Raw genomic sequence first — 22,644 nt, 5'->3', positions numbered from 1 at the left:
CTCTGCGACAAGCGGGGAAGAGTGTAGCAAAATCGTTAAGTCGTGCGGAGGTTAACACTTGGACAACCAATACCTGGTGAGACTTCGTTCAGGAAAGATCTATCCATCCAAATGCCCTGTTCATCTTAATTGGCTGACGGCCATTCGGTGAAAATACGCTCGCACGCCAGCCTTAATCATCCACTCACATTGTCTTTACAATGTGAAGAGACCAAGAAAGTCTTGCAGCGGCATGGCATCGAACCGCGCCGGATCCTTCACTGCGTCCATGACGGCCTTCACGCGATGGGCCGGCAGATGGCCGCGCATGGCCGCCTCGAACTTGGTCAACAACACCGGGATGCCTTCGGCCCGGCGCTTGCGGTGGCCAATCGGGTAGTCGATCGAAACCTTCTGTGTGCTGCTGCCATCCGTGAAGAACACCTGCAACGAGTTGCCGATGTAGCGCTTGGCAGGGTCGAAATAGTCACGTGTGAACTGCGGATTCTCGCTGACCACCATTTTGTCGCGCAGTGCGTCGATACGCGGATCGGCTGCCACGTCGTCGTTGTAGTCACTGGCCCCCAGACGGCCGAAGATCAGCGGCACGGCCACCATGTACTGGATGCAGTGGTCGCGATCGGCATAGTTCGCCAGCGGGCCGGTCTTGTCGATGATGCGGCTGCCGGCCTCCTGCGTCTCGATGACGATTTTCTCGATCTGGTCGAGCTTGGCGGCAACCTCGCCGTGCAGCTGCATGGCGCATTCCACGGCGGTCTGTGCGTGGAATTCAGCCGGGTAGCTGATCTTGAACAGCACGTTCTCCATGACGTAGCTGCCGAACGGGCGCTCGAATTCGAACGGCTTGCCGTTGAAGGCGACATCGTAGAAACCCCAGGTTTTCGCGCTCAGCGCCGACGGATAGCCGACAACGCCGCGATACACCGCGTTGATCGCGTGGGTCACCGCCCGACGGCAGGCATCGCCGGCGGCCCAGCTCTTGCGCGGGCCGGTGTTCGGGGCGTGGCGATAGGTGCGCAGCGCGCCGTTGTCGATCCAGCTGTGCGAAACGGCGGTGGTGATCTGTTCCTTGTTGCCGCCGAGCATCGCCGTGGCGACCGCGGTCGACGCCAGCCGCACCAGGATCACGTGATCCTGACCGACACGGTTGAAACTGTTCAGCAGCGCGTAGCAACCCTGGATTTCATGCGCCTTGATCGCGTAACCGAGGACGTCGCGCACGGTCAGCGACTGGCCGCCTTCGCGTTCGGCTTTGCGGCTGAGGTAGTCGCCCACCGCCAGGATGCTGCCGAGGTTGTCCGAAGGATGGCCCCACTCCGCCGCCAGCCAGGTGTCGTTGAAATCGAGCCAGCGGATCTGCGTGCCGATCGCGAACGCCGCCTGCACCGGATCCAGCTCATGGCTGGTACCCGGTACGCGCGCGCCGCCCGGCAACGTGGCACCGGGAACCAGCGGGCCGAGGTGCTTCACGCATTCCGGAAACTTCATCGCCAGCATCGCGGTACCCAGCGAGTCGAGCAGCATGTAGCGCGCGGTGTCGTAGGCCTCCTTCGAATCGATCTGGTAGTCGACAACGTAATCGGCGATGTCGGTCAGCGGCTGGTCGGAATCGGGACGGACGGCGGAACGGATGTCGTGCGCACTCATGAGGGATCTCGCGGCAGGGAAAACCGCCATTTTAGCTGACTGACACGGTCGGCGTTGCTTGACCGCGCGTACGCCGCCCCCGACAATCCAACAAACACATCCCAAAGGGGAGTAGTTCCCGAAGCAGGTTCCTCTGCCTCGGTGCAGTGATCGTCAACACGAGCGAAGCCTCGCTCCGGTCACTGCGGCAGTTCATCCTGCGGACGAGACTTTTGTGGTGGACACGGGCCGCGCGCGTCCGTCTCCACCGCATTGTCCGACGCGCATGGAACCCCCCATGGAATTCACCGGTACCGAATTTTTCTCTGGCCTGCTGGCCATCATCCTGCTCGACCTCGTGCTGGCTGGCGACAACGCCATTGTCATTGCCATGGCTGCCAGTCGGTTGCCGAAAGCGCTGCAGAGGAAGGCGGTTTTCTGGGGTACATTCGGCGCGGTCGCCGTCCGTTTCGCACTCACCGCCGTTGTCGTCTATCTGCTCAAGTTGCCGGGACTGATGCTGGCCGGCGGACTGCTGTTGCTGCCGATCGCGTGGAAACTTCTGCGTCATGGCGATGACGACGATCCCAACATCAGCGCCGCCGACTCGTTCTGGCAGGCGTTGCGCACGATCATCGTCGCGGATGCCTTGATGGGCCTGGACAATGTGCTGGCGATCGCCGGTGCATCGAAGGGCCACCTGGGCCTGGTCATCATCGGCCTGCTGGTGAGCGTGCCGCTGGTGGTCTGGGGGTCGACCCTGATCCTGAAGCTGATCAGTCGCTTCCCCATCATCATGTACATCGGCGCCGGTGCCATCGCGTTCACCGCCGGACGGATGATCGGACACGATCATCTCGTGCGCGCCTGGTTCGACGCGCACGCCTGGGTACGTTATGCGTTGGACGCCGCGCTGGTGCTCGGCATTTGCGGTGGTGGCTGGTGGGCAGCGAACAACAGGAAAGTCCGACCTCGATAGCTTCCCTTGCGCAATGAATTATTATTGTTTTAAGATAATTTATCGTTGCCAAGAGGAAAAACCATGCCGGTTGTTGCCCGCATCAAACAGGTCGGTGCCGTGTTCGGCAAACCCCGCGGTTCCGAGGCCGGAACCCACCCTACCCGCATCCAGCGACGCGCTCGTGACTTGATGTCATTCGCCAGCGTATTTGCGTTTTGTACCGTGGCCTGGTGGTTGCTGATGGCGCTTTTGCTCTGGCAGGCCAGGGGTTCCGGGTCAAGCGATCCGGCCTTGGCGCAACACCTGCTCGAACACTGGCATCTGTTGCCGAAAACCTCGTACAACGTTTCTATGCTGGCGTTCGCATGGGTACTGGGTTTCGCCGTGGCCATGGCACCGATCATCTGTCTGCGCAAACTGGGCAAGTCGCTGTATACGCAAGCCCCGCTCAGCTTTGCCGTGGCCCGACGCTTCACCTGGCTGGGCCATGCGCTGGTCGCCAATATCGTCGGCGGCTTTACGATCGGATGGGTTGCCGCCAGCCAGATCGCGCAGTATCAGCTCAGTTTCAGCCTCGGCTTCCTGGGTACGCTCACCGCAGCCATCCTCGCCTACGTCGTCGCCGAGATGGTGCGCGAAGGCGCCCGTGCGGCAGAGGAAAATCGGGCATTCGTTTGATGCCGATCATCATCGAACTCGACATCATGCTGGCCCGGCGCAAGATGAAATCCAAGGATCTGGCGACGGCGATCGGCATCACCGAGGCCAATTTGTCCCTGCTCAAACAGGGCAAGGTCAAGGGCGTGCGCTTTGGCACGCTGGAGGCCATTTGCAAGACGCTCGATTGCCAACCCGGCGACCTGCTGCATTATGTCGATGCCGAATAGGCAGCAATGGTTCGACATTCCGCGAGTGGCTGCGGACCAGCTTCAGCTGCAATGCGCCGGGGCCGAATCAGCCTGAATCGCAAATATCGCGACTGAAGTTGCCCATGCAAAGGGGAGCCAGGCGGCTCCCCTTTTGCCTCTCTTGCGGACCAGCTTTCAGCGCTTGTCGATCGGCACGTAGGCTTGGTCCTCGGGTCCGGTGTAGTTCGCGCTGGGACGGATGATCTTGCCGTCCTCGCGCTGCTCGATCACGTGTGCGCTCCAGCCGGAGGTGCGCGAGATCACGAACAGCGGCGTGAACATGGCGGTGGGGACGCCCATCATGTGATACGCGCTGGCCGAGAACCAGTCCAGGTTGGGGAACATCTTCTTGGTCTCGCCCATCACCTTCTCGATCCGCTCGGAAACATCGAACAGGGTCGGGTTGCCGCCGTCGGTGCACAGTTTGCGCGAGATCTCCTTGATGATCTCGTTGCGCGGGTCGGACACGGTATAGACCGGGTGGCCGAAGCCGATGATGATTTCCTTGCGCTCGACGCGGGCACGGATGTCGGCTTCCGCGTCGTTGGCGCTGCGGTAGCGCGCAATGATCTCCATCGCCACTTCGTTGGCGCCGCCGTGCTTCGGGCCGCGAAGCGCGCCGATCGCGCCGGTGATCGCCGAGTACATGTCCGAACCGGTGCCGGCGATGACGCGGGCGGCGAAGGTCGAGGCATTGAACTCGTGCTCGGCATACAGCACCAACGACTTGTCCAGCGCCTGCGCGTGCAGGTCGCTGGGCTTCTTGCCGTGCAGCAGGTGCAGGAAATGCGCGGCGATCGAGTCGTCGTCGGTCTCGGTCTCGATGCGCTTGCCGTTGTGGCTGAAGTGGTACCAGTACAGCAGCATCGAGCCGAAACTCGCCATCAGCCGGTCGGCGATGTCGCGCGCGCCGGTGACGTTGTGGTCGTCCTTCTCCGGCAGAACGGTGCCCAGCACCGAGCAGCCGGTGCGCAACACGTCCATCGGATGGGTGGCGGCGGGCAGCAGTTCCATCGCCGCCTTGACCGGCGCCGGCAGGCCACGCAGGCGCTTCAGCCGCGAGCGGTAGTTGTTCAGTTCGGTCCAGGTCGGCAGCACGCCATGCACGAGCAAGTAAGCCACTTCCTCGAAGCAGCCCTTGGCGGCCAGATCGTGGATGTCGTAGCCGCGGTAATGCAGGTCGTTGCCGCTGCGGCCGACCGTGCACAGCGCGGTGTTGCCCGCGGCCACGCCGGACAGGGCGACGGATTTCTTGGCCTTGGGAAGGGCTTGCTCGCTCATCGGAAATCTCCAGGGTGCAGGTTTGTTCTTTTCGGCGGAACCCGTCGACGGGTTCCGCACGCAAGGTGGACGGTCAGCTTTGCTTCGAAAACAGCGTGTCGAGCTTGTCCTCGTAGGCGTGATAACCGAGGAAGTCGTACAGCTCCTCGCGCGTCTGCAAGGTGTCGATGATGTTCTTCTGCGTGCCTTCGCGGCGCACGGTCTCGTAGAAATTGAGCGCGGCCTTGTTCATCGCGCGATAGGCGCCGCAGCAGTACAGCGCGATGTCCACGCCGGCTTCGCGCAATTCGTCGGTGGTGAAGAATGGGGTGGAACCGAACTCGGTGAGGTTGGCGAGGATCGGCACCTTCACCGCGGCCTTGAACTTGCGGTAGTCGTCCAGCGTCCTCATCGCCTCGGGGAAGATCATGTCGGCGCCGGCCTCGACATAGGCGCAGGCGCGCTCGATCGCCGAGTCGATGCCCTCCACGGCGGCCGCATCGGTGCGCGCCATGATCACGAAGCCCGGATCGGTACGCGCATCCACCGCCGCCTTGACGCGGTCGACCATCTCGTCCTTCGGCACCACTTCCTTGCCGGGGCGATGCCCGCAGCGCTTCTGGCCGACCTGGTCCTCCATGTGCACCGCCGCCACGCCCACACGCTCGAACGAACGGATGGTGCGGGCGATGTTGAACGCCCCGCCCCAGCCGGTATCGATGTCGACCAGCAGCGGCAGGCCGGTGGCGTCGACGATGCGGCGCGCGTCGGTAAGTACGTCCTCCATCGTGCTGATGCCCAGGTCCGGCATGCCCAGCGAGTTGGCGGCCACGCCGCCGCCGGACAGGTACAGCGCCTTGTAGCCGACGCGCTTGGCCATCAAACCGGCGTAGGCAGTGATCGCGCCCATGACCTGCAACGGCTGCTCGACCGTCAGGGCGCCCCGAAAGCGTGCGCCGGGGGATGCTGGCTGTGTCATGTCGCCTCCATCAAAAACGTTCATTTTAGCCCACCGCAGCTCCTGCCGGGATTGGACCTTCCGGCCCCCCGCAACGCCCGTTTGTGCCAACCTGGCAGCCGGTCGCAATTTCTTGCGTGACGAATCCGCTGTTGCCCCGTACATTCGCTCGGATGAGCACCTCGGCTCCTCTCGCGAAACGCATCCTCTGGGGCCTGGTAATCGGCGTGGTCGCCGCCGTGGCCACGCTGGGCATCGGCCAGTGGCATCCGCCCACGCTGGCACTGATGCAGAAAATCTCCGCCGCGGTGTTCGATCCGTTCGGGCAGATCTTCCTGCGCATGCTGTTCTTCGTGGTGATCCCGCTGGTGTTCAGCTCGCTGGCATCCGGCGTGGCCCAGCTTGGCCGGCTGGACCGGCTCGGCCCGCTGGCCGGGCGCACCTTCGCGTTGTTCTTCCTCAACATGGTCATCGCCGTGGCGATCGGCCTGGCGATGATGAACACGGTGCAGCCGGGCCACCATCTGGACGAGCAGGCGCGTACCCAGCTGATGCAGGAATACGGCAGCAGCGCGCAGCAGTCGATCGACCGGAAGGCCACCCAGCCCGCGATGAGTTTCCACACGCTGGTGGAGATGTTCATGCCGCGCAACCTGGTCGGCGCGGTGGCCGGCTCCAGCCGCGATGCGCTGGGTGACGTGCTGCCACTGATCCTGTTCGCAATCCTGACCGGTGCGGCCGCCACCCAATTGCGCGAGAAGGAGCGCAAGCGGGTGCAGATGGCACTGGACACGATCACCGACCTGATGACGAAGATCGTCGGCTTCGCGTTGCAACTGGCCCCCTTCGCGGTGCCGGCGATGATCTACAGCGTGATCGTCAAGGTCGGCGTGGATGTGCTGCTGGCGCTGTCGGTGTTCGTGGTCGGCTGCACGGTGGCGCTGGCGTTGCACCTGTTCGGCACCATGTCGTTGTGGCTGCGCTTTCTGGCCGGCCGCTCGCCGCTGCCCTATTTCCGGCAGATCCGGCCGCTGCTGATCACCGCGTTCTCGACCAGCTCCAGCAACGCCTGCCTGCCCGCCTCGCTGGCGGTGGCGCGCGACGAGTTGAAGCTCGCGCCCAGCACGGCCGGCTTCGTGCTGCCGCTGGGCGCGACCATGAACATGAGCGGCACGGCCCTGTTCGAGGGCTGCGTGGTGCTGTTCGTGGCCCAGGCGTTCGGCGTGGAGCTGAGTTTGGGCCACCAGGCGATCCTGATGCTGCTCTCGGTATTGAGCGCGGTGGCCGTCGCCGGCATCCCCGGCGGTTCGCTGCCGATGATCGCTGGCCTGCTGGCGACCTTCGGCATTCCGCCCGAGGGCATCGGCATCGTCATCGGCGTCGATCGCATCCTGGACATGATGCGCACCGCAGTGAACGTGGGCAGCGACATCGTCACCGCCACGGTGGTCGACCACCAGTTGCGCGGCCGCTTCGCGACATCGCCATAACGCAGGCACTCCGAAACTGTCGAACTTCAGCTACCGGGTCAGCCGGACCACGACCGATCATTGATAGGCACGTGCAATCGAAGCCATGCCGACAATCAATTAGATTAATGGGGTCATGGCTCGTAACATTCCTTCAAACCCTTCAACCACCACGGGAACCAGAAGATGTCTCTGATCAACACAGAAGTGAAACCGTTCAAGGCCCAGGCCCTCAAGGCCGGCAAGTTCATCGAAGTCAGCGATGCCGATCTGAAGGGCAAGTGGTCGGTGGTGTTCTTCTATCCAGCCGACTTCACGTTCGTCTGCCCGACCGAGCTCGAGGACCTGGCCGACAACTACGCCGAATTCCAGAAGCTAGGCGTCGAGATCTACTCGGTCTCCACCGACACCCACTTCGCTCACAAGGCCTGGCACGACACCTCCGACGCGGTGAAGAAGATCAACTACACCATGGTCGGCGACCCGACCCACGCGCTTTCGCGCAACTTCGACGTGCTGATCGAAGCCGACGGCATTGCCGATCGCGGCACCTTCGTGATCGATCCAGCGGGCAAGATCCAGATCGTCGAGATCACGGCCGGCGGCATCGGCCGCGACGCCAAGGAATTGCTGCGCAAGGTGAAGGCCGCGCAGTACGTCGCCACCCACCCGGGTGAAGTCTGCCCGGCCAAGTGGAAGGAAGGCGAGAAGACCCTGGCGCCGTCGCTGGACCTGGTCGGCAAGATCTGATTCATCCCCGCGCGAAAGCGCCACGGGCCCGGAGTTCTTCCGGGTCCGGTCTACCGAAATGCAGTGGAAAGCGACGCCCGGGTCCGCCCGGGTGCTCGCCACGCTCACCCCGAACAAACCCACGGAGTCCGTCATGTTGGATGCCAATCTCAATGCCCAGTTGAAGGCCTATCTGGAAAAGGTCACGCAGCCGATCGAGATCGTTGCGTCCCTCGACGACAGCGCCAAGTCCGCCGAACTGAACGAACTGCTCGAGGAAATCGCCTCGCTGTCCGATCGGATCAGCCTGGTCCGCCGCGACGACAACGAACGCAAGCCCTCGTTTGCGATCAACCGCGTCGGCACCGACGTCGGCGTGCGCTTCGCCGGCATTCCGATGGGCCATGAATTCACCTCGCTTGTGCTCGCCCTGCTGCAGGTCGGCGGACATCCGTCCAAGGCCGCGGCCGACGTGATCGAGCAGGTGCGCAACCTCGATGGCGACTACAGGTTCGAGACCTATTTTTCCCTGTCCTGCCAGAATTGCCCCGACGTGGTGCAGGCGCTGAACCTGATGAGCGTGCTGAATCCGAAGATCCAGCACGTCGCCATCGACGGCGCGCTGTACCAGGCCGAAGTCGACGCACGCCAGATCATGTCGGTACCCACCGTCTACCTCAACGGCGAAGTGTTCGACCAGGGCCGCATGAGCCTGGAGCAGATCCTGGCCAAGATCGACACCGGCTCCAGCGCGCGCGAAGCGGAGAAGATCAAGGCGAAGGACGCCTTCGACGTGCTCGTCGTCGGTGGCGGTCCGGCCGGCGCGGCCGCGGCGATCTATGCCGCCCGCAAGGGCATCCGTACCGGCGTGGCGGCCGAGCGTTTTGGCGGCCAGGTATTGGACACCATGGCGATCGAGAATTTCATCTCGGTCGACTACACCGAAGGCCCGAAGATGGGGGCGGCGCTGGAGCAGCACGTCAAGAACTACGACGTAGACATCATGAACCTGCAGCGCGCCGAGAAGCTGGTGCCTGCTACCGAACCCGGCGACCTGATCGAGGTGCAACTGGCCAATGGCGCCACGCTGAAGTCGAAGACGGTGATCCTCTCCACCGGCGCCCGCTGGCGCCAGATGGGCGTGCCCGGCGAAGACGAATACCGCAACAAGGGCGTGGCCTATTGCCCGCACTGCGATGGCCCGCTGTTCAAGGGCAAGCGCGTGGCGGTGATCGGCGGCGGCAACTCCGGCGTCGAGGCGGCGATCGACCTGGCCGGCATCGTCAGCCACGTCACCCTGATCGAGTTCGACGGCAAGCTGCGCGCGGACGACGTCCTGCAGCGCAAGCTGCACAGTCTGCCCAATGTCGACATCATCGTCAGCGCACTGAGCACCGAAGTGCTCGGCGACGGCCAGAAAGTCACTGCGCTGGTCTACAAGGATCGCACCAGCGAGGAGATGCACACCATCGAACTGGAAGGCATCTTCGTGCAGATCGGCCTGCTGCCGAATACCGAATGGCTGAAAGGCACGCTGGAGCTGTCGCCGCGCGGCGAAATCGTCATCGACGACCGCGGCCAGACCTCCCTGCCCGGCGTGTTCGCCGCTGGCGACGCGACCACCGTGCCGTACAAGCAGATCGTGATCGCGATGGGCGCCGGTTCGACCGCTGCGTTGAGCGCGTTCGATCATCTGATCCGCAGCCCGGCAGTGCCTGCAAAAATGGAACAGGAAGCTGTTGCCGCCTGAACCTGAGGATGCGGTATTGCAGCCCTTCGACTTCGCTGCGCCAGGGATGTCCACCCGCACCACAAAACAAAAAGGGCGGCCCTTCGGCCGCCCTCTCTTTTGAATCATCCCTGAGTGCAGCGCTTACTTTTTCGCGAACAAATGCTCGACGCCGGCGCGCTCTTCGCGCAGTTCCTTGTCGGTGGCGTCCATGCGGGCGCGCGAGAAGTCGTCGATCGCCAGGCCCTGCACGATCTCGTACTTGCCGTTCTTCACGGTGACTGGATAGCCGTAGATCACGCCCGGCGCGATGCCGTAGGAGCCGTCGGACGGGATACCCATCGAGACCCAGTCGCCCTCGGCGGTGCCCTGCGCCCAGTAGCGCATGTGGTCGATCGCGGCCGACGCGGCCGACGCCGCAGAGGAAGCACCGCGTGCCTTGATGATCGCCGCGCCGCGCTGCTGCACGGTCGGGATGAAGTCGTTTTCGTACCAGGCCTGGTCGATCAGCGACATCGCTGCCTTGCCGTTGACGGTGGCGTGATGGATGTCCGGGTACTGGGTCGAGCTGTGGTTGCCCCAGATCGTCATCTTCCTGATGTCGGTGGTGTGGCTGCCGGTCTTTTCGGCCAGCTGGCTCAGCGCGCGGTTGTGGTCGAGGCGGACCATCGCGGTGAAGCACTTCGGATCCAGGTCCGGGGCATTCTGCTGGGCAATCAGTGCATTGGTGTTGGCCGGGTTGCCGACCACCAGCACCTTGACGTCGCGCTTGGCGTGATCGTTCAACGCCTTGCCCTGCGGGCCGAAGATCGCGCCGTTCGCTTCCAGCAGATCCTTGCGCTCCATGCCCGGGCCGCGCGGACGCGCGCCGACCAGCAAGGCGTAATCCACATCCTTGAATGCGACATTGGCGTCGTCAGTGGCGACCACGCCGGCGAGGGTCGGGAATGCGCAGTCATTCAGCTCCATCACCACGCCCTGCAGCGACGGCAGCGCCGGGGTGATTTCCAGCAGGTGCAGGATCACCGGCTGGTCCGGACCCAGCATGTCGCCAGCGGCAATGCGGAACAGCAAGGCATAACCGATCTGGCCGGCGGCGCCGGTAACGGCAACTCGAACGGGGGCTTTCATGGACTGTGACTCCTTCTTTGGATGTTCATTTTATGCAGGAGCGCACCTTGTGCGCGAAGGTTTTCCAACCAGAAACATCGCGCACAAGGTGCGCTCCTGCAGATGATGTATTCAGCTCAGCTCGGCAAAGAACTCGGCGATACGCGCCAATCCCGGTGCCAGTTGTGCCGTCGGGCAGGTATAGGAAATGCGCAGCGCGCGCGGCTCGCCGAAGGCCGAGCCCGGCACGCAGGCCACGCCCTTGGCCTCCAGCAGTGCGGCGCAGAACTCGACGTCGTTGTTGATCCTCGTGCCGTTGTGGCTCTTGCCGAAGGCCACCGAAATATCCGGGAACGCGTAGAACGCACCCTGCGGCCGCGGGCAGACCACGCCGGGAATCGCGCTCAGCGCGGCGAACACCGTATCGCGCTTGCCGGCAAACTCGGCACATTTGGCCTTGGGAACGTCCTGCGGGCCGCCGAGCGCCGCTACCGCCGCCGCCGTGATCACTTCCGGCAGGCTGGTGATGTGGTTGGAGTTGAGCGTGGTGATCGCCCTGGCCACCACCTCCGGACCGGCGAGCAGGCCGACGCGCCAGCCTGGCATGCCATACGTCTTGGACACGGAGTCGACGAAAATCACCCGCTCTCGCAGCTCGGGCTTCGCGAACACGAAGTTGTGGTAGCCGAGGCCGTCGAACACCATCGAGTTGTAAATGTCGTCGGTGATCACCCAGGTATCGGGATGCCTGACCAGCACCTGCGCCAGTGCGGCGATCTCCTCGCCGGTGTAGACCATGCCGGTCGGATTGGACGGGTTGTTGAACAGGAACACCTTGGGCTTGCGCGCCAGCGCAGCATCGAGCTGGGCCGGGGTGAGCTTGTAGTTCTGCTCCGGCCCGCAATGCATCACGTTGATCTTCGCGCCCACGATATCGGCGATGTCGCGGTAGCTGGTCCAGTACGGCGCGGCGAAGCAGATCTCGTCGCCCTCGTCGAGCAACGCCTCGGCCAGGTTGTACAGCACCTGCTTGGCGCCGATGCCGATGGACAGGTTCATCCGGGTGTAACCGCTGAAGCCGAGCGCCTCGATGTGCTTCAGGAACGCGTCCAGCAGCGCTTCGGCGCCACGGTTGCTGCCGTACTGGCCGGAATCGTGCGACAGCGACTCGCGCGCCGCGGCATATACATGCTCGCCGGGAAGAAAGTTCGGTACGCCGATCGAGAAACTGATGATGTCGCGGCCGGCAGCCTTGAGCTGTTTCGCCTTTTCGGCAATGACCATGATCGCGCTGGGTTTGGCGCGGCCGACACGCTGGGCGAGCTGGGGCATGGGTATCTCACGTCAAGGAGGAAGAAGCAAAGGCGGCGATTTTATCACGCGGCAAGGCGGCCCGCGGTCAAAAGCCGCCGGAACCCCCTGCCCATACCGGCACGAACGCGCCATGATGCCCGCGTCCGCACGACGGACACCGTGACCTCACGACCGAAGGAGATCCGCATGCATTGGCTTTGGGTATTCGTGATTGGGTTGATTGTCGGCCTGGTGGCCAAGCTGCTCATGCCGGGCAAGGACCCGGGTGGCTTCATCATCACTGCCATCATCGGCATCGCCGGTTCGTTCCTGGCGACATGGGCCGGCCAGAACGTGTTTGGCTGGTATCAGGAGGGGCAATCGGCCGGCTTCATCGCTTCGGTGATCGGCGCGATCGTGCTGCTGCTCATCTACCACCTGCTGAGGCGCAAGGCGGCCTGATCACCGTCCCGGCGGAATGATCGCTCCGCCGGGACCTCGATGTCCTTCAGCCGAGCCATTTGCTGGCCAGGCCTTCGAGCATGCCCGGATCGAAACCGCCGCGCTACGCCGGCTGCAAACCGGCGGTTTCCTGCAGATCCGGAACTGAAGACTCAGCCGCGTTCGTCGAGCACCGCATTCCACTCTTTCACGCGATCGGATTGTGCCGCCAGCAGCGCGTCGACATCGCCATCCACCGTGACTTTCTCGATCGTGTCGCCCTGCTGGATCGCATTGACCACGGCCATGTCGGCCGCATCGATCACTTCACCGAACACGCTGTGCTTGTCGTCCAGCCACGGCGTCGCGCCGTGCGTGATGAAGAACTGGCTGCCGTTCGTGCGCGGACCGGCATTCGCCATCGACAGCACGCCAGGCTTGTTGTGGCGCAGCGACGGGTTGAACTCGTCCTCGAACTTGTAACCCGGACCGCCGCGGCCGCTGCCCTCCGGGCAACCGCCCTGGATCATGAAGTCGGCAATCACGCGGTGGAACGACAGGCCGTCGTAGTAGCCACGCTTCGCCAGGTTCACGAAGCTGGCGACGGTGACCGGCGCCTTGTCTTCGTGCAGACGCAGGCGGATCGGGCCGCGATTGGTGGTGAAGGTGACGTTGATGGTCATCGCAAATCCTTGGGTTCAAGAGCTGTGTCGCGCCATGACACCGGCGCGCGGGTGATCAAGAATAACCCAGCGACCGTCGCCAGCGCAGACCCTGCGCATTCCCTTGCCTTGTGGGAGCAGCCGCGACGCTTTCGATGTGGGATCGATGCCGGCGGCAGGAGCGTCGCGGCTGAAGCCGCTCCCACAAGTGCTGTCTGCAAGAATTTCAGGGCAGCCCGAGCTTGCCGCGCTCCAGTGGCGCGGCACCGCGTGGCTGCGCCGCTGGCGTCGGCATGTCGACCGGCCACACGGCGCCCTCGTACAGGTGCGCCCACAACCGATCCAGCGCCGCGTAGCCGTACGGCAACAGCGGCACGTGCAGGTCGCCGAAACCGGGCAAGGCCAGGAAGGCATCGAAGTGCTGCGCGTGCGGCACTTTCCAGTAGATCGGCTGGCGTCCTTCCTCGCGCAGCCATGCCACGTACGGCTCCGAGCTGAACGCTGTCGGCAACAGTCCATCACCGGCGCCGTGGACCACCCACAGCGGCAGGTCCTTGCGCGGCAGGCGAACCGCCGTGGCGGCCACCGAAGCCTGCAGCGCCTGGGCCTCGTGACCGTCGCCGGTCCACAGCGCGCGCAGGCATTCGCTGCCGACCAGGGTCGGGTCGGTCGACACATTCATGCCGCCGAACAAGCCGATGCCGGCTCCCGGTGGAATGCCGGAACCCTCAGCCCACCATGTCGCCCGCGTGACCGGATCGGCCACGCCCGGCAGGCCGCCGATGCCGATCGCGGCATAGTGGAAGCCACATGGCGTGTCGATCGCCCCACGTCGCAGGTAAGACGCCGCATAGCCGGCGGTGGTCACCCGCCACAAATCGAACGCGGTGGTGCTGGCGGCCGAGCGGATGGCTTCGTCGGTCCAGCCCCGCGCCTGCAAATACTCCCGCGCCTGCGCGGATTGTCCGGCCAGCGTGCTGCCGTTGATCTTGCCTTGCGCGCGCAGTCTGGCGCAGCGGATCGGCCACGCCGGCAGTGCCGCGCCACGCGGTCCGCGCGCCAGCGGTACCGCGGCGAAGTCTTCCGCGCTCAATGCGCACGGCAACCAGATCGCCGCTTCGGTGGCGTAGTCGTACATCGCACGGCCGTGGTCCTTCACATGCACGTTCGGTTCCAGCGCCACCACGCCAGCGAAAAACCCCTCCTTGTCCAGGCCCGCTGCCTGCAACACCGCGCCGCCACCGTTGGAGAGTCCGGTGGCAATGATCTTCGTGTTCTGCGGGGTGAACGGCGCCTCGGCAGGGTAAGCGCGATCGAGCGTGGCCAGGCCGAACTGCGCCGCCTGGAGCACATGCCGGCCCCAGTCCGCTTCCGGGTTGTCACCCGAATGCATGTGCTTGATCGCGATGCCGGCAGTAACCGGCGCCGATGGCGGCTGGAACTCCAGCTCCGCCTCGCCACGCTTCGCACGACGGCCATCCAGCGCCACGCCGCTGTCGTCGGCGTAATCGAAATAGCCAGCGCCAGCACCCTTGTCGGTATACGCGACCGCGCAGCCGTGCGGCAGGCCCCACGCACCGGCCAGCGCAATCGCCCCGTAGACGCCGCGGGAACCGGACGAGGCCGTCACCACCAGGCAGCGTTTCTGCCGGTCGAAGTTATCCGGCACCTGCAGCAGCACGCGATGCGGCGAGCGGGCGCCGGGAATCCGCGCGAACGCCTGATACTCGCATCCTGGCAGGTCGGGCACGCCGCCATAGACCGTGCCGTAACCACCCAGCGGGCCAAGATCGGCGATGCCTTTCCAACTGGCCTGGATCGCCCGGCGACGCAATTCCCTCGCCGTCGGCTGCAACGGATCGGCGAATGCCGATGGCATGCCGGTCAGACCGGCCAGGCCCAGTCCCGCACTCAGCAGGTCGTCGTGGCCGCGGTGTTCGGTCATCCGCACTTCGCCGTAATCCACCTCACGCATGACAGACTCCTTCCTCGCAGCCTCGCTGGCGCAAGCCGACAGCATGACCGATAGCAGTGCGGACAAAAACAGCGCGAGCGAAACGCCGGCGGATTTCTTCATTCGCTCACACAACAAGCATCTGGCCGCCCGCCCTCAGATCTCGCCATCCTCGAAGACGATCTCCGCGGCATGCTGACGATCAAACAGGGCAAGTCCGACAACGGCGTGGAAACGATCCGCCGCGCGGCCCGCAACTACCAAGCGCTGGCGTTCGATTTCGGCCCACCCGTACCGATCAAGCCTCCGCATGAATTGCTGGGCGAACAACTGGCCGAAGCGAAAAGGTTTGTGGCCGCGCATTCCGTGAGTGCCTGACGAGGCCGAAGCACTGCTCCCGTCATCTCACTCGCAGGCTGACGGAGACATGCTGGCAGGTCGCTGATGGCAAAATACAGCGTACCGCTTCGGCGTTTTGTCCAAGGCGCCGGAAGGCACCTGCCGGTCGATGAAACGGACGGCGGCGATGCGGCCTATATGAACGAGTCGTCGAAATGACGGGCAAGTTGTCACGCAAGTCCGTATAATCGGTCAATTCGTCCTTCAAAAACCTGCGTGACGGCCCCAGCGCCGCCCGAGTCGATCCTATGTCCATCGAAAACCTGCGCAATATCGCCATCGTCGCCCACGTCGATCACGGCAAGACAACCCTCGTCGACTGCTTGCTCAAGCAGTCCGGCACGCTGGCCGAGCGAACGGTGCTGGCCGAACGCGTGATGGATTCCAACGACCAGGAAAAGGAGCGTGGCATCACGATCCTGGCCAAGAACACCGCGATCACCTGGAAAGGCAACCGCATCAACATCGTCGACACGCCGGGACATGCGGACTTCGGCGGCGAGGTCGAGCGCGTGCTGTCGATGGTCGACTCGGTGCTGATCCTGGTCGACGCGATGGACGGCCCGATGCCGCAGACCCGCTTCGTGACGCAGAAGGCGTTCGCGATGGGCTTCAAGCCGATCGTCGTGATCAACAAGGTCGACCGTCCGGGCTCCCGTCCGGAATGGGTGGTCGAGCAGGTGTGGGATCTGTTTGATCGTCTCGGCGCCACGCCGGAGCAGATGGACTTCCCGATCGTGTACGCCTCGGCCCTGAACGGCTATGCCGGCCTCAACGACGACGTGCGCGAAGGTGACATGACCCCGCTGTACGAAGCGATCATGCAGCACGTGAGCAAGCCGGACGTGGATCCGGATGGCCCGTTCCAGATGCGCATCAGCCAGCTCGACTACAACAACTTCGTCGGCGTGATCGGCATCGGCCGTATCCAGCGCGGCGTCTTGCGGAAGGGCATGCCGGTTTCCGTGATCGATCGCCATGGCAAGAAGCGCCAGGGCAAGGTGATGCAGGTACTGGGCTTCCTCGGCCTGGAGCGGATCGAGCAGGACAGCGCCGAGGCCGGCGACATCGTCGCGATCTCGGGTATCGCCGACCTGACCATCTCCGACACCGTCTGCGCGCTGGATACGCCGGAGGCGTTGCCCGCACTGACCGTGGACGAGCCGACCATCTCGATGACCTTCCAGGTCAACAACTCGCCGTTCGCCGGCAACAAGGATCTGTCCGGTGGCAAGTTCCTGACCAGTCGCCAGCTGCGTGAGCGACTGGATCGCGAGCAGGTGCACAACGTGGCGCTGAAGGTCGAGGAAGGTTCCGACGCCGACAAGTTCCTGGTCTCCGGCCGTGGCGAGCTGCATCTGTCGGTGCTGATCGAGAACATGCGTCGTGAAGGCTACGAGCTGGCCGTGTCGCGCCCGGAAGTGATCATCAAGGAGATCGACGGCCAGAAGATGGAGCCGATCGAGCAGCTGGTGGTCGACGTCGAGGAAGTCCACCAGGGTGCGGTGATGGAGAGGCTCGGCGTGCGCAAGGGCCAGCTGAAGAACATGGAGTCCGATGGCAAGGGCCGCGTGCGCCTGGATTACGAGATCCCGGCGCGTGGCCTGATCGGCTTCCAGAACCAGTTCAAGACCCTGACCCAGGGTTCGGGCCTGCTGTTCCACGTGTTCGACCATTACGGCCCGAAGGAAGAAGGCCAGATCGCCAAGCGCCTCAACGGCGTGATGATCGCCAACGCCGGCGGCACCACTCCCGCGTATTCGCTGGGGCCGCTGCAGGATCGCGGCAAGCTGTTCGCGGCCGAGGGTGACAACGTGTATGAAGGCCAGCTGGTCGGCATCCACGCCAAGGACAACGACCTCACCGTCAACGTGATCAAGCCCAAGCCGCTGACCAACATGCGCGCCTCGGGCAAGGACGATGCGATCCAGCTGACCCCGGCGATCAAGTTCACGCTGGAACAGGCGCTGGACTTCATCGACGACGACGAGCTGGTCGAGGTCACTCCGAAGGAGATCCGCCTGCGCAAGAAGCACCTCACCGAGAACGATCGCAAGCGCGCTTCGCGCGGTTGAGTCCTCGCTTCAGGTGATTGAACAGAAGGCCGCCGCGAGGCGGCCTTCTGCGTACTGATGGGCGATTACGTAACGCCCGACGCTTCCGTTCGCGCGAAGCGTGGCTTGGCCAGCAAGCGAAGTTGAGGCGCGGAATTTCATCCGCAACAACAAACTACGAGCACCCCTTGCGCTACAGCATCGTCACGTTGCCCCGGGCAAGTCATCCCAAGCTTTGCAAGAGGCCACACCACACGGAAAACGTCGACCTGGATGCCTTTCAGGAACGAACGGCGTGCAATGAGCCGCCGCTGGTGCTGGTAGCAGCCGCCTCCTTCTCGTCCGACCTGGCCTCAAGGTACGTCGCAAGACCGAACAAGGCGAACCCGTAGACGACAGCGGCACCGATGATCTTGAACATGACCCCACTCCTCTGGTTAGTGCCATCTGCACCTTTGAGCCAAAGGCGCACGCGGCGTGCAAATGCAGGCCCTCCCACCGAACCGATGGATCGCCATGGAGGAATGCTAGAGAAGCGGTTTGACAGGTGGTGTCAGTGGCGGGCACCCTGCTCTCCATCCTGCTGGATCGGCTCTATGCACTCTGCGCAACCAGTTGATCCATGATGGAGCGACGTGGGGCGGCGCGGCCAACCGGCCGCAGGTGAAGGACGGTGCCGCCATCCTTGGCGTGCTCTGCTGCCGATCGTTGTGGGATTGATGACGCAGGGCGAAGCAGAGGACTTTGACTTATTGTCTTTCCAGTTGTTGGATCGCTGCACGGCCCTTCGTCATAACCATCTCCGCCCCTTAGCATTCAGTTGTCCCGTGACTGCCCGTCTGAACCAGTCGTGCCGGATTCCACAATTTCCGGATCAGCTGATGCACTTGCCGTTTCCCATGCAAAAGCGGTGTCGCGATCACCAAGCAGAAGGTCGTGCACAGGTGAATTGAACAACGCGTTCAGCGCCCCCCTGTGCGCTACAAGCACATCGGGAAAACCGCCCTTACCCAACGCCAGTTGCCGGTATTGCTCGTCACATGATTTTCGAAATTCGGCCAAAGCTTTGCGAAATTCCAAAGCTGCTCCGCGGCAACATTCTTTTGCCAAGGCAGGTTTGCCTGCCGCCAGGCACAATTCACGCTCTACTGCCAGCGCTGACGGCATAAGGTCCAACACTTCGATCATGAACTGAAGCGCAAGATCGTACTGCGCACTTGTTGCCTTTTCCGGGGAAGAAATAAGCCGCGTTAGACGCTGAATATAAACAAGCATTTGATGCCGCGCTTTATTTAATTTGTTAATCCGAAATTCGGCCGGCATAACAATTTCGCTCTGCGGTGCGCGCGACTGTAGCAACTCACTCGCGGCCATAATTGCGCCAGTGTAGTTACTTACATCCTTAAGGTACTCCCGCTGATCCTGCTGCCCGACGATCTGAGCAACCTCCTTAACCGAACACTCCACCTTGTCGATCTTGCCCGCGAGATAAGCCGTAGCCACTACGACAGCCACCACCACAACGGCAGTTCCAATCGCCGTCGCCGACACTGCGGCGACTTTTGCCCCATTCACCGCTTGACCGACCCGTAGCAATTGCTCAGCAGAAGCAAGCTCCTCTGGGTTAACCGGAATTAAGGGAAGATCCTGAACCTTACCGCCTGTAGCCCAATAAACACTGCCGTTAGACGACGACAGGATCATTTTGCCGGTTCGCAATCCTTCCTGAACCTTCGCGGAAACCTTCGACCAATCGACCGTTAGCAAGGAATTCAAGATCGCACTCATACTCCGCGCCCCTCATTCATGGGCGACAAAAGAACCACTCGTCGGATCCGAATTACCTCAAGCACAGCAGGCAATGTGACTCGAAATGCTGGGCTAGTAACCAACGTCATTGTCGATGCAACGGCAGCAACCGTTCCTACCACAGGTAAAACGAGTCCGCTCAAGCGCGATGCAACCACTTCCAAAACGATAGGCAGAGTCAGACCCGTCAAAAATGGAAAAGCTGCAGACGCAATAGCTGGAGCGACAAGCGAGGCCAAATAGGAAGTTTTTGCATCGGTGGTAATGCGCTTGATCAATTCATCATATTTCAAATCCTGTTGCAGGCTCGCATCAAGACCTACACCGCGTGCAACCTCTTCCATAATTTTCGCCAAATCTTCTGCGCGAAACTTATCTTTCTGGCTCAGGATCAAACCCACAAGCAACTGATCCTCCAGCCCTTTGATGTCATCGCCCGGCTTGAACTGCAACTTCAATCGTTCGCAGATATCCGCAACTATCTCTCGATAGGTAACACCCGTATAGCCCTTGGTCAAGCTTCGTACTGCGTTGATGACGGAATCGCCGCCATAGGCTTGCAGCTCTGCGGCAATGGATTTCCAAGCCAACCGGAGGTCGCCTTTCTGGATTGCCTCTTTGTAGAACGGGTCTCCAAGAAGCTCCTGGGCATGACGTTTTTCACCATCCGACGTGTCATGAGTCAGGACACGGGCCAACTTCTCCAAATCCTTATGGCCAGACAATGCCAATACGGACAAATCCGTATCTTCACGAAACTTGAGCATCACAATTCTCCTTATTCTGGTTCAAAATGGAGGCGAACGCCAATTCAATTCTTCGCCAAATTATCAACACTACGACATGTATTTTTTCAAGCCTTCGCAGTTCGCATCCCTCAACCACCCCGGTTCCAAAATCCGCACATGCGGAATCCAGTACCTCACCAGCGGCAGAATCTGGTTCTCGTCGCTGACTCGACTGCTGACGATTAGTCCGCCATTCTCCAGCTCCTTGTCGATGACCTGCTGCGGCAGCAACTTGCGTCGCTGGAAGTAGTAGGCAACCTGCGGTGCAACGGACAGCAGCACTTCCGTTTTCTCCTCGCTGAACCAGACGTCATCGTCATCCTCGATTTTTCGTTGGATATCGGCACGAGGCTCTAAGCTGTCGCCACCGACCACCAACTGGCTGATGCGGCTCAGCGAGAAGGACTTGAGCCGCCCTTCGTCCGTGGCGGTGAGATACCAGATGCCCTTGTTGTTGACGAGCCGATAGGGCTCCAGCGTGCGCCGCTTGTCCGCATAGGTCAGGGTGCAGCGCTTGCCGTCGCGGATGGCGTTGTCGAGTTGCTGGAACTGCGCATCGTGCGGCTTGAGCTTCTCGTAGTGGTGGCCCCTGACGAGAAAGCTGCTCTGGCTGAGGGTGTCCAGCAGGGCCATGAGGAAGCGGGTGCCGCTCTGCGGGAACAGTTCGTCCACGCCCACGAGCTTGGCGAAGGTCTCCAGATCCTTGGGCCGCAGCTTGCCCTGGTACTCGGGAACGATCCGGTACTTTCCATCCGACGAGCGCTCGACAATGCCTGCGAAGCGATTCAGGTCGCGGTAGATCGTGCGCTCATGGACGCCGAACTCGTCCGCCAGTTCCTGCGGGTTGAAGGACTCGCCCTGATTGAGCTTCAACAGGATGCTGGCCAACCGGGAGGCCACCGTTTCGTGATCGGGCATGCTCATTCCAATCCCACTTGGGCTGCGTGTGGGATCGAGCTTGACGCGACGGATTGACAGGGTATGTCACGACGGCATGCGGCCTTGCCCGTCCATGCCGGTGTTACCGAAGTCGCCGTACGTGTCCAAGGCCGGCCTGCAACACCGAAGCGCAAGGCACAAACCGGGCTGCCGGCTCGGATGCCGTCGCTAGCCAAGCCAGATTCTTCCCCTGTCACCACCGCCCCCTGTTGTCGTGTCCAGCGCTTGCACTACGCATGAGCAGAAGCACGATGCTGTGCGAAGTCCAGTCGCCATTTACTTCTTCTTTTCAATCTAGCACTGCTTGCTTGATCGGTGGCAACGCAATTTCATGCACGCCTCCGGCAAAGGCCGGTGCGATCCAGTTGCCCCGGGCGATCAAGTTCACGCTGGAACAGGCACTGGACTTCATCGACGACGGTCTGGTCGAGAAGAAGTTGAAAGAGTCTGGCAAGGACCTCTGAATACGATTCAGACGGCCTTGGCACCACGCACCCGCAAACCCGGCCGCTGCCGTGCCAGCTTGCGCAGCAAGTCGGCGAACGCCTGCAGGTCGTCGTGCCACGGAGAGGCGTCGCGCCAGTACAGCTCGATCTCGCGGCCACTCGCCTGCCCCTTGAGTTTCGCCAGCACGATGTTCGGCATCGAGGCGAGCCGGTCGTGCGCCAGCGCCGGCACCAGCGCGTAGCCGCCGCGCAGGCTGACCAGCGCGGCGAGGCTTTCCAGGCTGACGTCCTGCACGTGGCCGTGCTCGTTGCCTTCGCAGCGCAGACCATCGGCATGGCTCTCGGCCATCAGCGTGGCCTCGGCCGGATCGAGCTGGTCCAGCGCGATATCGGATTGGCCGGCCAGCGGATGGTCGGCACGCAGCATCAGTTCCCACGGTTCGAAGAACAGCGGACGCGAGGCGATCCCGCTGACTGACACGGCCGGCGGTGCCAGCACCGCGTCGAGTTCGCCTTCGCTCAACCGGCGCAACAGGCCACGTGGCTTGCCTTCGGAGATGCCCAGCCGGGCACCTGGAAAATGCTGCGGGAATGGCGCGATCAGATGCGGCAGCAGATATGGCCCCAGCGAGGCCGGCACACCCAGGCGCAACTCGCCGCCGAAAGCGACTTCACCGGCCCGCGCGACCTGCTGCAAATGTTCGGCGGCAGCCAGCACGGCATCGATCTGCTGCAGCAGCCGCTGACCGCCGGCGGTCGGCACGATCTTCCGCCCGCCGCGCTCGAACAACGGCGCACCCAGCGACTGCTCCACCTTCTGCACCTGGTGCGACAGCCCGGACGGGCTGATGTGCATGGCCCGCGCCGCACTGTTGAAACTGCCGTGGCGATGCACCGCCTGTACCAGGGCGAGATCGCGCAGCGAGACGGCGGCCAGGCCCATCGAAATCATCGAATGCTGCATGTCATCAAAGGCGTTTGCTTGCGGTGATCATCGAGGCCATCCTGTGCGGCGAAGTTCGGCCGGGCCGTTTGCGCAGTGTACCCGCGGTGCAAACCGAAACGCGCCCACGAACCTGCAACCCCCTCGCGACGCCGATCCGGTTCGC

Annotated in this window: 22 protein-coding genes; 10 read left to right on the top strand and 12 right to left on the bottom strand. The window is 62.8% G+C overall.

Annotated elements, in window-relative coordinates; all coding sequences use genetic code 11:
- Positions 1 to 195: 195 nt before the first annotated feature.
- The gene (locus CIW53_RS15980) at positions 196 to 1,647 is read right to left on the bottom strand and encodes a bifunctional 2-methylcitrate dehydratase/aconitate hydratase (protein ID WP_149365722.1); all 1,452 of its coding nucleotides are present in this window, start codon (positions 1,645 to 1,647) and stop codon (positions 196 to 198) included.
- A gap of 277 nt (positions 1,648 to 1,924) precedes the next feature.
- Between CIW53_RS15980 and CIW53_RS15975 the strand changes: the two genes are divergently transcribed.
- The 3 genes from CIW53_RS15975 to CIW53_RS15965 all read left to right on the top strand — a co-directional run bounded on the left by CIW53_RS15975 (position 1,925) and on the right by CIW53_RS15965 (position 3,474).
- Entirely contained in the window at positions 1,925 to 2,605 is a 681-nt protein-coding gene (locus CIW53_RS15975) for a TerC family protein (RefSeq protein ID WP_149365721.1), read from the top strand.
- A 63-nt stretch (positions 2,606 to 2,668) separates the two neighbouring features.
- On the top strand, positions 2,669 to 3,265 hold the full coding sequence (locus CIW53_RS15970) for a DUF2975 domain-containing protein (RefSeq protein ID WP_149365720.1): 597 nt from the start codon (positions 2,669 to 2,671) through the stop codon (positions 3,263 to 3,265).
- Positions 3,265 to 3,474: a helix-turn-helix transcriptional regulator gene (locus CIW53_RS15965; protein ID WP_149365719.1), complete on the top strand. Its 210-nt coding sequence runs from the start codon at positions 3,265 to 3,267 to the stop codon at positions 3,472 to 3,474. The genes CIW53_RS15970 and CIW53_RS15965 overlap by 1 nt, the downstream gene beginning before the upstream one ends.
- A gap of 156 nt (positions 3,475 to 3,630) precedes the next feature.
- On the opposite strand, the gene prpC is transcribed toward CIW53_RS15965, so the two are convergent.
- Both prpC and prpB read right to left on the bottom strand, forming a co-directional pair.
- Entirely contained in the window at positions 3,631 to 4,776 is a 1,146-nt protein-coding gene (gene prpC, locus CIW53_RS15960; protein WP_149365718.1) for a 2-methylcitrate synthase, read from the bottom strand.
- Positions 4,777 to 4,849: 73 nt separating this feature from the next.
- Positions 4,850 to 5,734 (bottom strand): methylisocitrate lyase, encoded by an 885-nt coding sequence (gene prpB / locus CIW53_RS15955; RefSeq protein WP_149365717.1) that lies wholly within the window; start codon positions 5,732 to 5,734, stop codon positions 4,850 to 4,852.
- Between the two features lie 152 nt (positions 5,735 to 5,886).
- Here prpB and CIW53_RS15950 point away from each other — a divergent pair, with 152 nt between their 5' ends.
- From CIW53_RS15950 to ahpF, 3 genes are all read left to right on the top strand, one after another.
- Complete coding sequence (locus CIW53_RS15950) at positions 5,887 to 7,203, top strand: dicarboxylate/amino acid:cation symporter (RefSeq protein WP_149365716.1); 1,317 nt, start codon at positions 5,887 to 5,889, stop codon at positions 7,201 to 7,203.
- Between the two features lie 165 nt (positions 7,204 to 7,368).
- On the top strand, positions 7,369 to 7,932 hold the full coding sequence (gene ahpC, locus CIW53_RS15945; protein WP_149365715.1) for an alkyl hydroperoxide reductase subunit C: 564 nt from the start codon (positions 7,369 to 7,371) through the stop codon (positions 7,930 to 7,932).
- A 133-nt stretch (positions 7,933 to 8,065) separates the two neighbouring features.
- On the top strand, positions 8,066 to 9,661 hold the full coding sequence (gene ahpF / locus CIW53_RS15940; RefSeq protein ID WP_149365714.1) for an alkyl hydroperoxide reductase subunit F: 1,596 nt from the start codon (positions 8,066 to 8,068) through the stop codon (positions 9,659 to 9,661).
- Positions 9,662 to 9,784: 123 nt separating this feature from the next.
- Here the strand turns inward: ahpF and CIW53_RS15935 are convergent, their stop codons facing one another.
- Positions 9,785 to 10,771 (bottom strand): malate dehydrogenase, encoded by a 987-nt coding sequence (locus CIW53_RS15935; protein ID WP_149365713.1) that lies wholly within the window; start codon positions 10,769 to 10,771, stop codon positions 9,785 to 9,787.
- A 111-nt stretch (positions 10,772 to 10,882) separates the two neighbouring features.
- A complete protein-coding gene (locus CIW53_RS15930; protein ID WP_149365712.1) occupies positions 10,883 to 12,082 on the bottom strand; it encodes a pyridoxal phosphate-dependent aminotransferase in 1,200 nt (399 codons plus the stop codon).
- Positions 12,083 to 12,250: 168 nt separating this feature from the next.
- On the opposite strand from CIW53_RS15930, the gene CIW53_RS15925 reads away from it, so the two are divergent.
- Positions 12,251 to 12,505, top strand: a complete 255-nt coding sequence (locus CIW53_RS15925) for a GlsB/YeaQ/YmgE family stress response membrane protein (RefSeq protein ID WP_149365711.1) — start codon at positions 12,251 to 12,253, stop codon at positions 12,503 to 12,505.
- A 152-nt stretch (positions 12,506 to 12,657) separates the two neighbouring features.
- Here CIW53_RS15925 and CIW53_RS15920 read toward each other — a convergent pair whose 3' ends face one another.
- A complete protein-coding gene (locus CIW53_RS15920; RefSeq protein ID WP_149365710.1) occupies positions 12,658 to 13,167 on the bottom strand; it encodes a peptidylprolyl isomerase in 510 nt (169 codons plus the stop codon).
- Positions 13,168 to 13,372: 205 nt separating this feature from the next.
- Positions 13,373 to 15,166, bottom strand: coding sequence for a 3-hydroxybutyrate oligomer hydrolase family protein (locus CIW53_RS15915; RefSeq protein ID WP_149365849.1), 1,794 nt, complete (start codon positions 15,164 to 15,166; stop codon positions 13,373 to 13,375).
- A 126-nt stretch (positions 15,167 to 15,292) separates the two neighbouring features.
- Between CIW53_RS15915 and CIW53_RS15910 the strand changes: the two genes are divergently transcribed.
- A complete protein-coding gene (locus CIW53_RS15910) occupies positions 15,293 to 15,478 on the top strand; it encodes a hypothetical protein (protein WP_149365709.1) in 186 nt (61 codons plus the stop codon).
- A 269-nt stretch (positions 15,479 to 15,747) separates the two neighbouring features.
- On the top strand, positions 15,748 to 17,574 hold the full coding sequence (gene typA, locus CIW53_RS15905) for a translational GTPase TypA (protein ID WP_149365708.1): 1,827 nt from the start codon (positions 15,748 to 15,750) through the stop codon (positions 17,572 to 17,574).
- A gap of 259 nt (positions 17,575 to 17,833) precedes the next feature.
- Here the strand turns inward: typA and CIW53_RS17715 are convergent, their stop codons facing one another.
- The 4 genes from CIW53_RS17715 to CIW53_RS15890 all read right to left on the bottom strand — a co-directional run bounded on the left by CIW53_RS17715 (position 17,834) and on the right by CIW53_RS15890 (position 21,068).
- Positions 17,834 to 17,974 (bottom strand): hypothetical protein, encoded by a 141-nt coding sequence (locus CIW53_RS17715; protein ID WP_172969698.1) that lies wholly within the window; start codon positions 17,972 to 17,974, stop codon positions 17,834 to 17,836.
- A gap of 395 nt (positions 17,975 to 18,369) precedes the next feature.
- Positions 18,370 to 19,341 carry a hypothetical protein gene (locus CIW53_RS15900; RefSeq protein WP_149365707.1) on the bottom strand — a complete coding sequence of 324 codons (972 nt, stop codon included), beginning with the start codon at positions 19,339 to 19,341 and terminating at the stop codon, positions 18,370 to 18,372.
- Positions 19,338 to 20,129 (bottom strand): DUF3944 domain-containing protein, encoded by a 792-nt coding sequence (locus CIW53_RS15895; RefSeq protein WP_149365706.1) that lies wholly within the window; start codon positions 20,127 to 20,129, stop codon positions 19,338 to 19,340. Before CIW53_RS15895 ends, CIW53_RS15900 begins: the two co-directional genes overlap by 4 nt.
- A 69-nt stretch (positions 20,130 to 20,198) precedes the next feature.
- On the bottom strand, positions 20,199 to 21,068 hold the full coding sequence (locus CIW53_RS15890) for a WYL domain-containing protein (protein WP_242451945.1): 870 nt from the start codon (positions 21,066 to 21,068) through the stop codon (positions 20,199 to 20,201).
- A gap of 257 nt (positions 21,069 to 21,325) precedes the next feature.
- On the opposite strand from CIW53_RS15890, the gene CIW53_RS15885 reads away from it, so the two are divergent.
- Positions 21,326 to 21,553: a hypothetical protein gene (locus CIW53_RS15885; RefSeq protein WP_149365704.1), complete on the top strand. Its 228-nt coding sequence runs from the start codon at positions 21,326 to 21,328 to the stop codon at positions 21,551 to 21,553.
- Between the two features lie 7 nt (positions 21,554 to 21,560).
- Here CIW53_RS15885 and CIW53_RS15880 read toward each other — a convergent pair whose 3' ends face one another.
- Positions 21,561 to 22,499 (bottom strand): LysR family transcriptional regulator, encoded by a 939-nt coding sequence (locus tag CIW53_RS15880; protein ID WP_149365703.1) that lies wholly within the window; start codon positions 22,497 to 22,499, stop codon positions 21,561 to 21,563.
- Positions 22,500 to 22,644 lie beyond the last annotated feature (145 nt).

This window comes from Rhodanobacter sp. T12-5, from assembly GCF_008329435.1.
GTDB lineage: Bacteria > Pseudomonadota > Gammaproteobacteria > Xanthomonadales > Rhodanobacteraceae > Rhodanobacter.
The sequence above is the reverse complement of the archived record's forward strand: the minus strand, read 5'-3'. Positions and strand labels throughout refer to the sequence as shown.

What these genes read in the sequence shown, in the direction of transcription:
- CIW53_RS15925 (WP_149365711.1), top strand. Translation starts at nt 12,251, where the DNA reads ATGCATTGGCTTTGGGTATTCGTGATTGGGTTGATTGTCGGCCTGGTG.
- CIW53_RS15920 (WP_149365710.1), bottom strand. Translation starts at nt 13,167, where the DNA reads ATGACCATCAACGTCACCTTCACCACCAATCGCGGCCCGATCCGCCTG.
- CIW53_RS15890 (WP_242451945.1), bottom strand. Translation starts at nt 21,068, where the DNA reads ATGCCCGATCACGAAACGGTGGCCTCCCGGTTGGCCAGCATCCTGTTG.
- CIW53_RS15895 (WP_149365706.1), bottom strand. Translation starts at nt 20,129, where the DNA reads ATGCTCAAGTTTCGTGAAGATACGGATTTGTCCGTATTGGCATTGTCT.
- CIW53_RS15975 (WP_149365721.1), top strand. Translation starts at nt 1,925, where the DNA reads ATGGAATTCACCGGTACCGAATTTTTCTCTGGCCTGCTGGCCATCATC.
- CIW53_RS15970 (WP_149365720.1), top strand. Translation starts at nt 2,669, where the DNA reads ATGCCGGTTGTTGCCCGCATCAAACAGGTCGGTGCCGTGTTCGGCAAA.
- CIW53_RS15965 (WP_149365719.1), top strand. Translation starts at nt 3,265, where the DNA reads ATGCCGATCATCATCGAACTCGACATCATGCTGGCCCGGCGCAAGATG.
- ahpF (WP_149365714.1), top strand. Translation starts at nt 8,066, where the DNA reads ATGTTGGATGCCAATCTCAATGCCCAGTTGAAGGCCTATCTGGAAAAG.
- CIW53_RS15935 (WP_149365713.1), bottom strand. Translation starts at nt 10,771, where the DNA reads ATGAAAGCCCCCGTTCGAGTTGCCGTTACCGGCGCCGCCGGCCAGATC.
- CIW53_RS15880 (WP_149365703.1), bottom strand. Translation starts at nt 22,499, where the DNA reads ATGCAGCATTCGATGATTTCGATGGGCCTGGCCGCCGTCTCGCTGCGC.
- CIW53_RS15915 (WP_149365849.1), bottom strand. Translation starts at nt 15,166, where the DNA reads ATGCTGTCGGCTTGCGCCAGCGAGGCTGCGAGGAAGGAGTCTGTCATG.
- prpC (WP_149365718.1), bottom strand. Translation starts at nt 4,776, where the DNA reads ATGAGCGAGCAAGCCCTTCCCAAGGCCAAGAAATCCGTCGCCCTGTCC.
- CIW53_RS15900 (WP_149365707.1), bottom strand. Translation starts at nt 19,341, where the DNA reads ATGAGTGCGATCTTGAATTCCTTGCTAACGGTCGATTGGTCGAAGGTT.
- CIW53_RS15980 (WP_149365722.1), bottom strand. Translation starts at nt 1,647, where the DNA reads ATGAGTGCGCACGACATCCGTTCCGCCGTCCGTCCCGATTCCGACCAG.
- ahpC (WP_149365715.1), top strand. Translation starts at nt 7,369, where the DNA reads ATGTCTCTGATCAACACAGAAGTGAAACCGTTCAAGGCCCAGGCCCTC.
- prpB (WP_149365717.1), bottom strand. Translation starts at nt 5,734, where the DNA reads ATGACACAGCCAGCATCCCCCGGCGCACGCTTTCGGGGCGCCCTGACG.
- CIW53_RS15930 (WP_149365712.1), bottom strand. Translation starts at nt 12,082, where the DNA reads ATGCCCCAGCTCGCCCAGCGTGTCGGCCGCGCCAAACCCAGCGCGATC.
- typA (WP_149365708.1), top strand. Translation starts at nt 15,748, where the DNA reads ATGTCCATCGAAAACCTGCGCAATATCGCCATCGTCGCCCACGTCGAT.
- CIW53_RS15885 (WP_149365704.1), top strand. Translation starts at nt 21,326, where the DNA reads ATGAGCAGAAGCACGATGCTGTGCGAAGTCCAGTCGCCATTTACTTCT.
- CIW53_RS17715 (WP_172969698.1), bottom strand. Translation starts at nt 17,974, where the DNA reads ATGTTCAAGATCATCGGTGCCGCTGTCGTCTACGGGTTCGCCTTGTTC.
- CIW53_RS15910 (WP_149365709.1), top strand. Translation starts at nt 15,293, where the DNA reads ATGCTGACGATCAAACAGGGCAAGTCCGACAACGGCGTGGAAACGATC.
- CIW53_RS15950 (WP_149365716.1), top strand. Translation starts at nt 5,887, where the DNA reads ATGAGCACCTCGGCTCCTCTCGCGAAACGCATCCTCTGGGGCCTGGTA.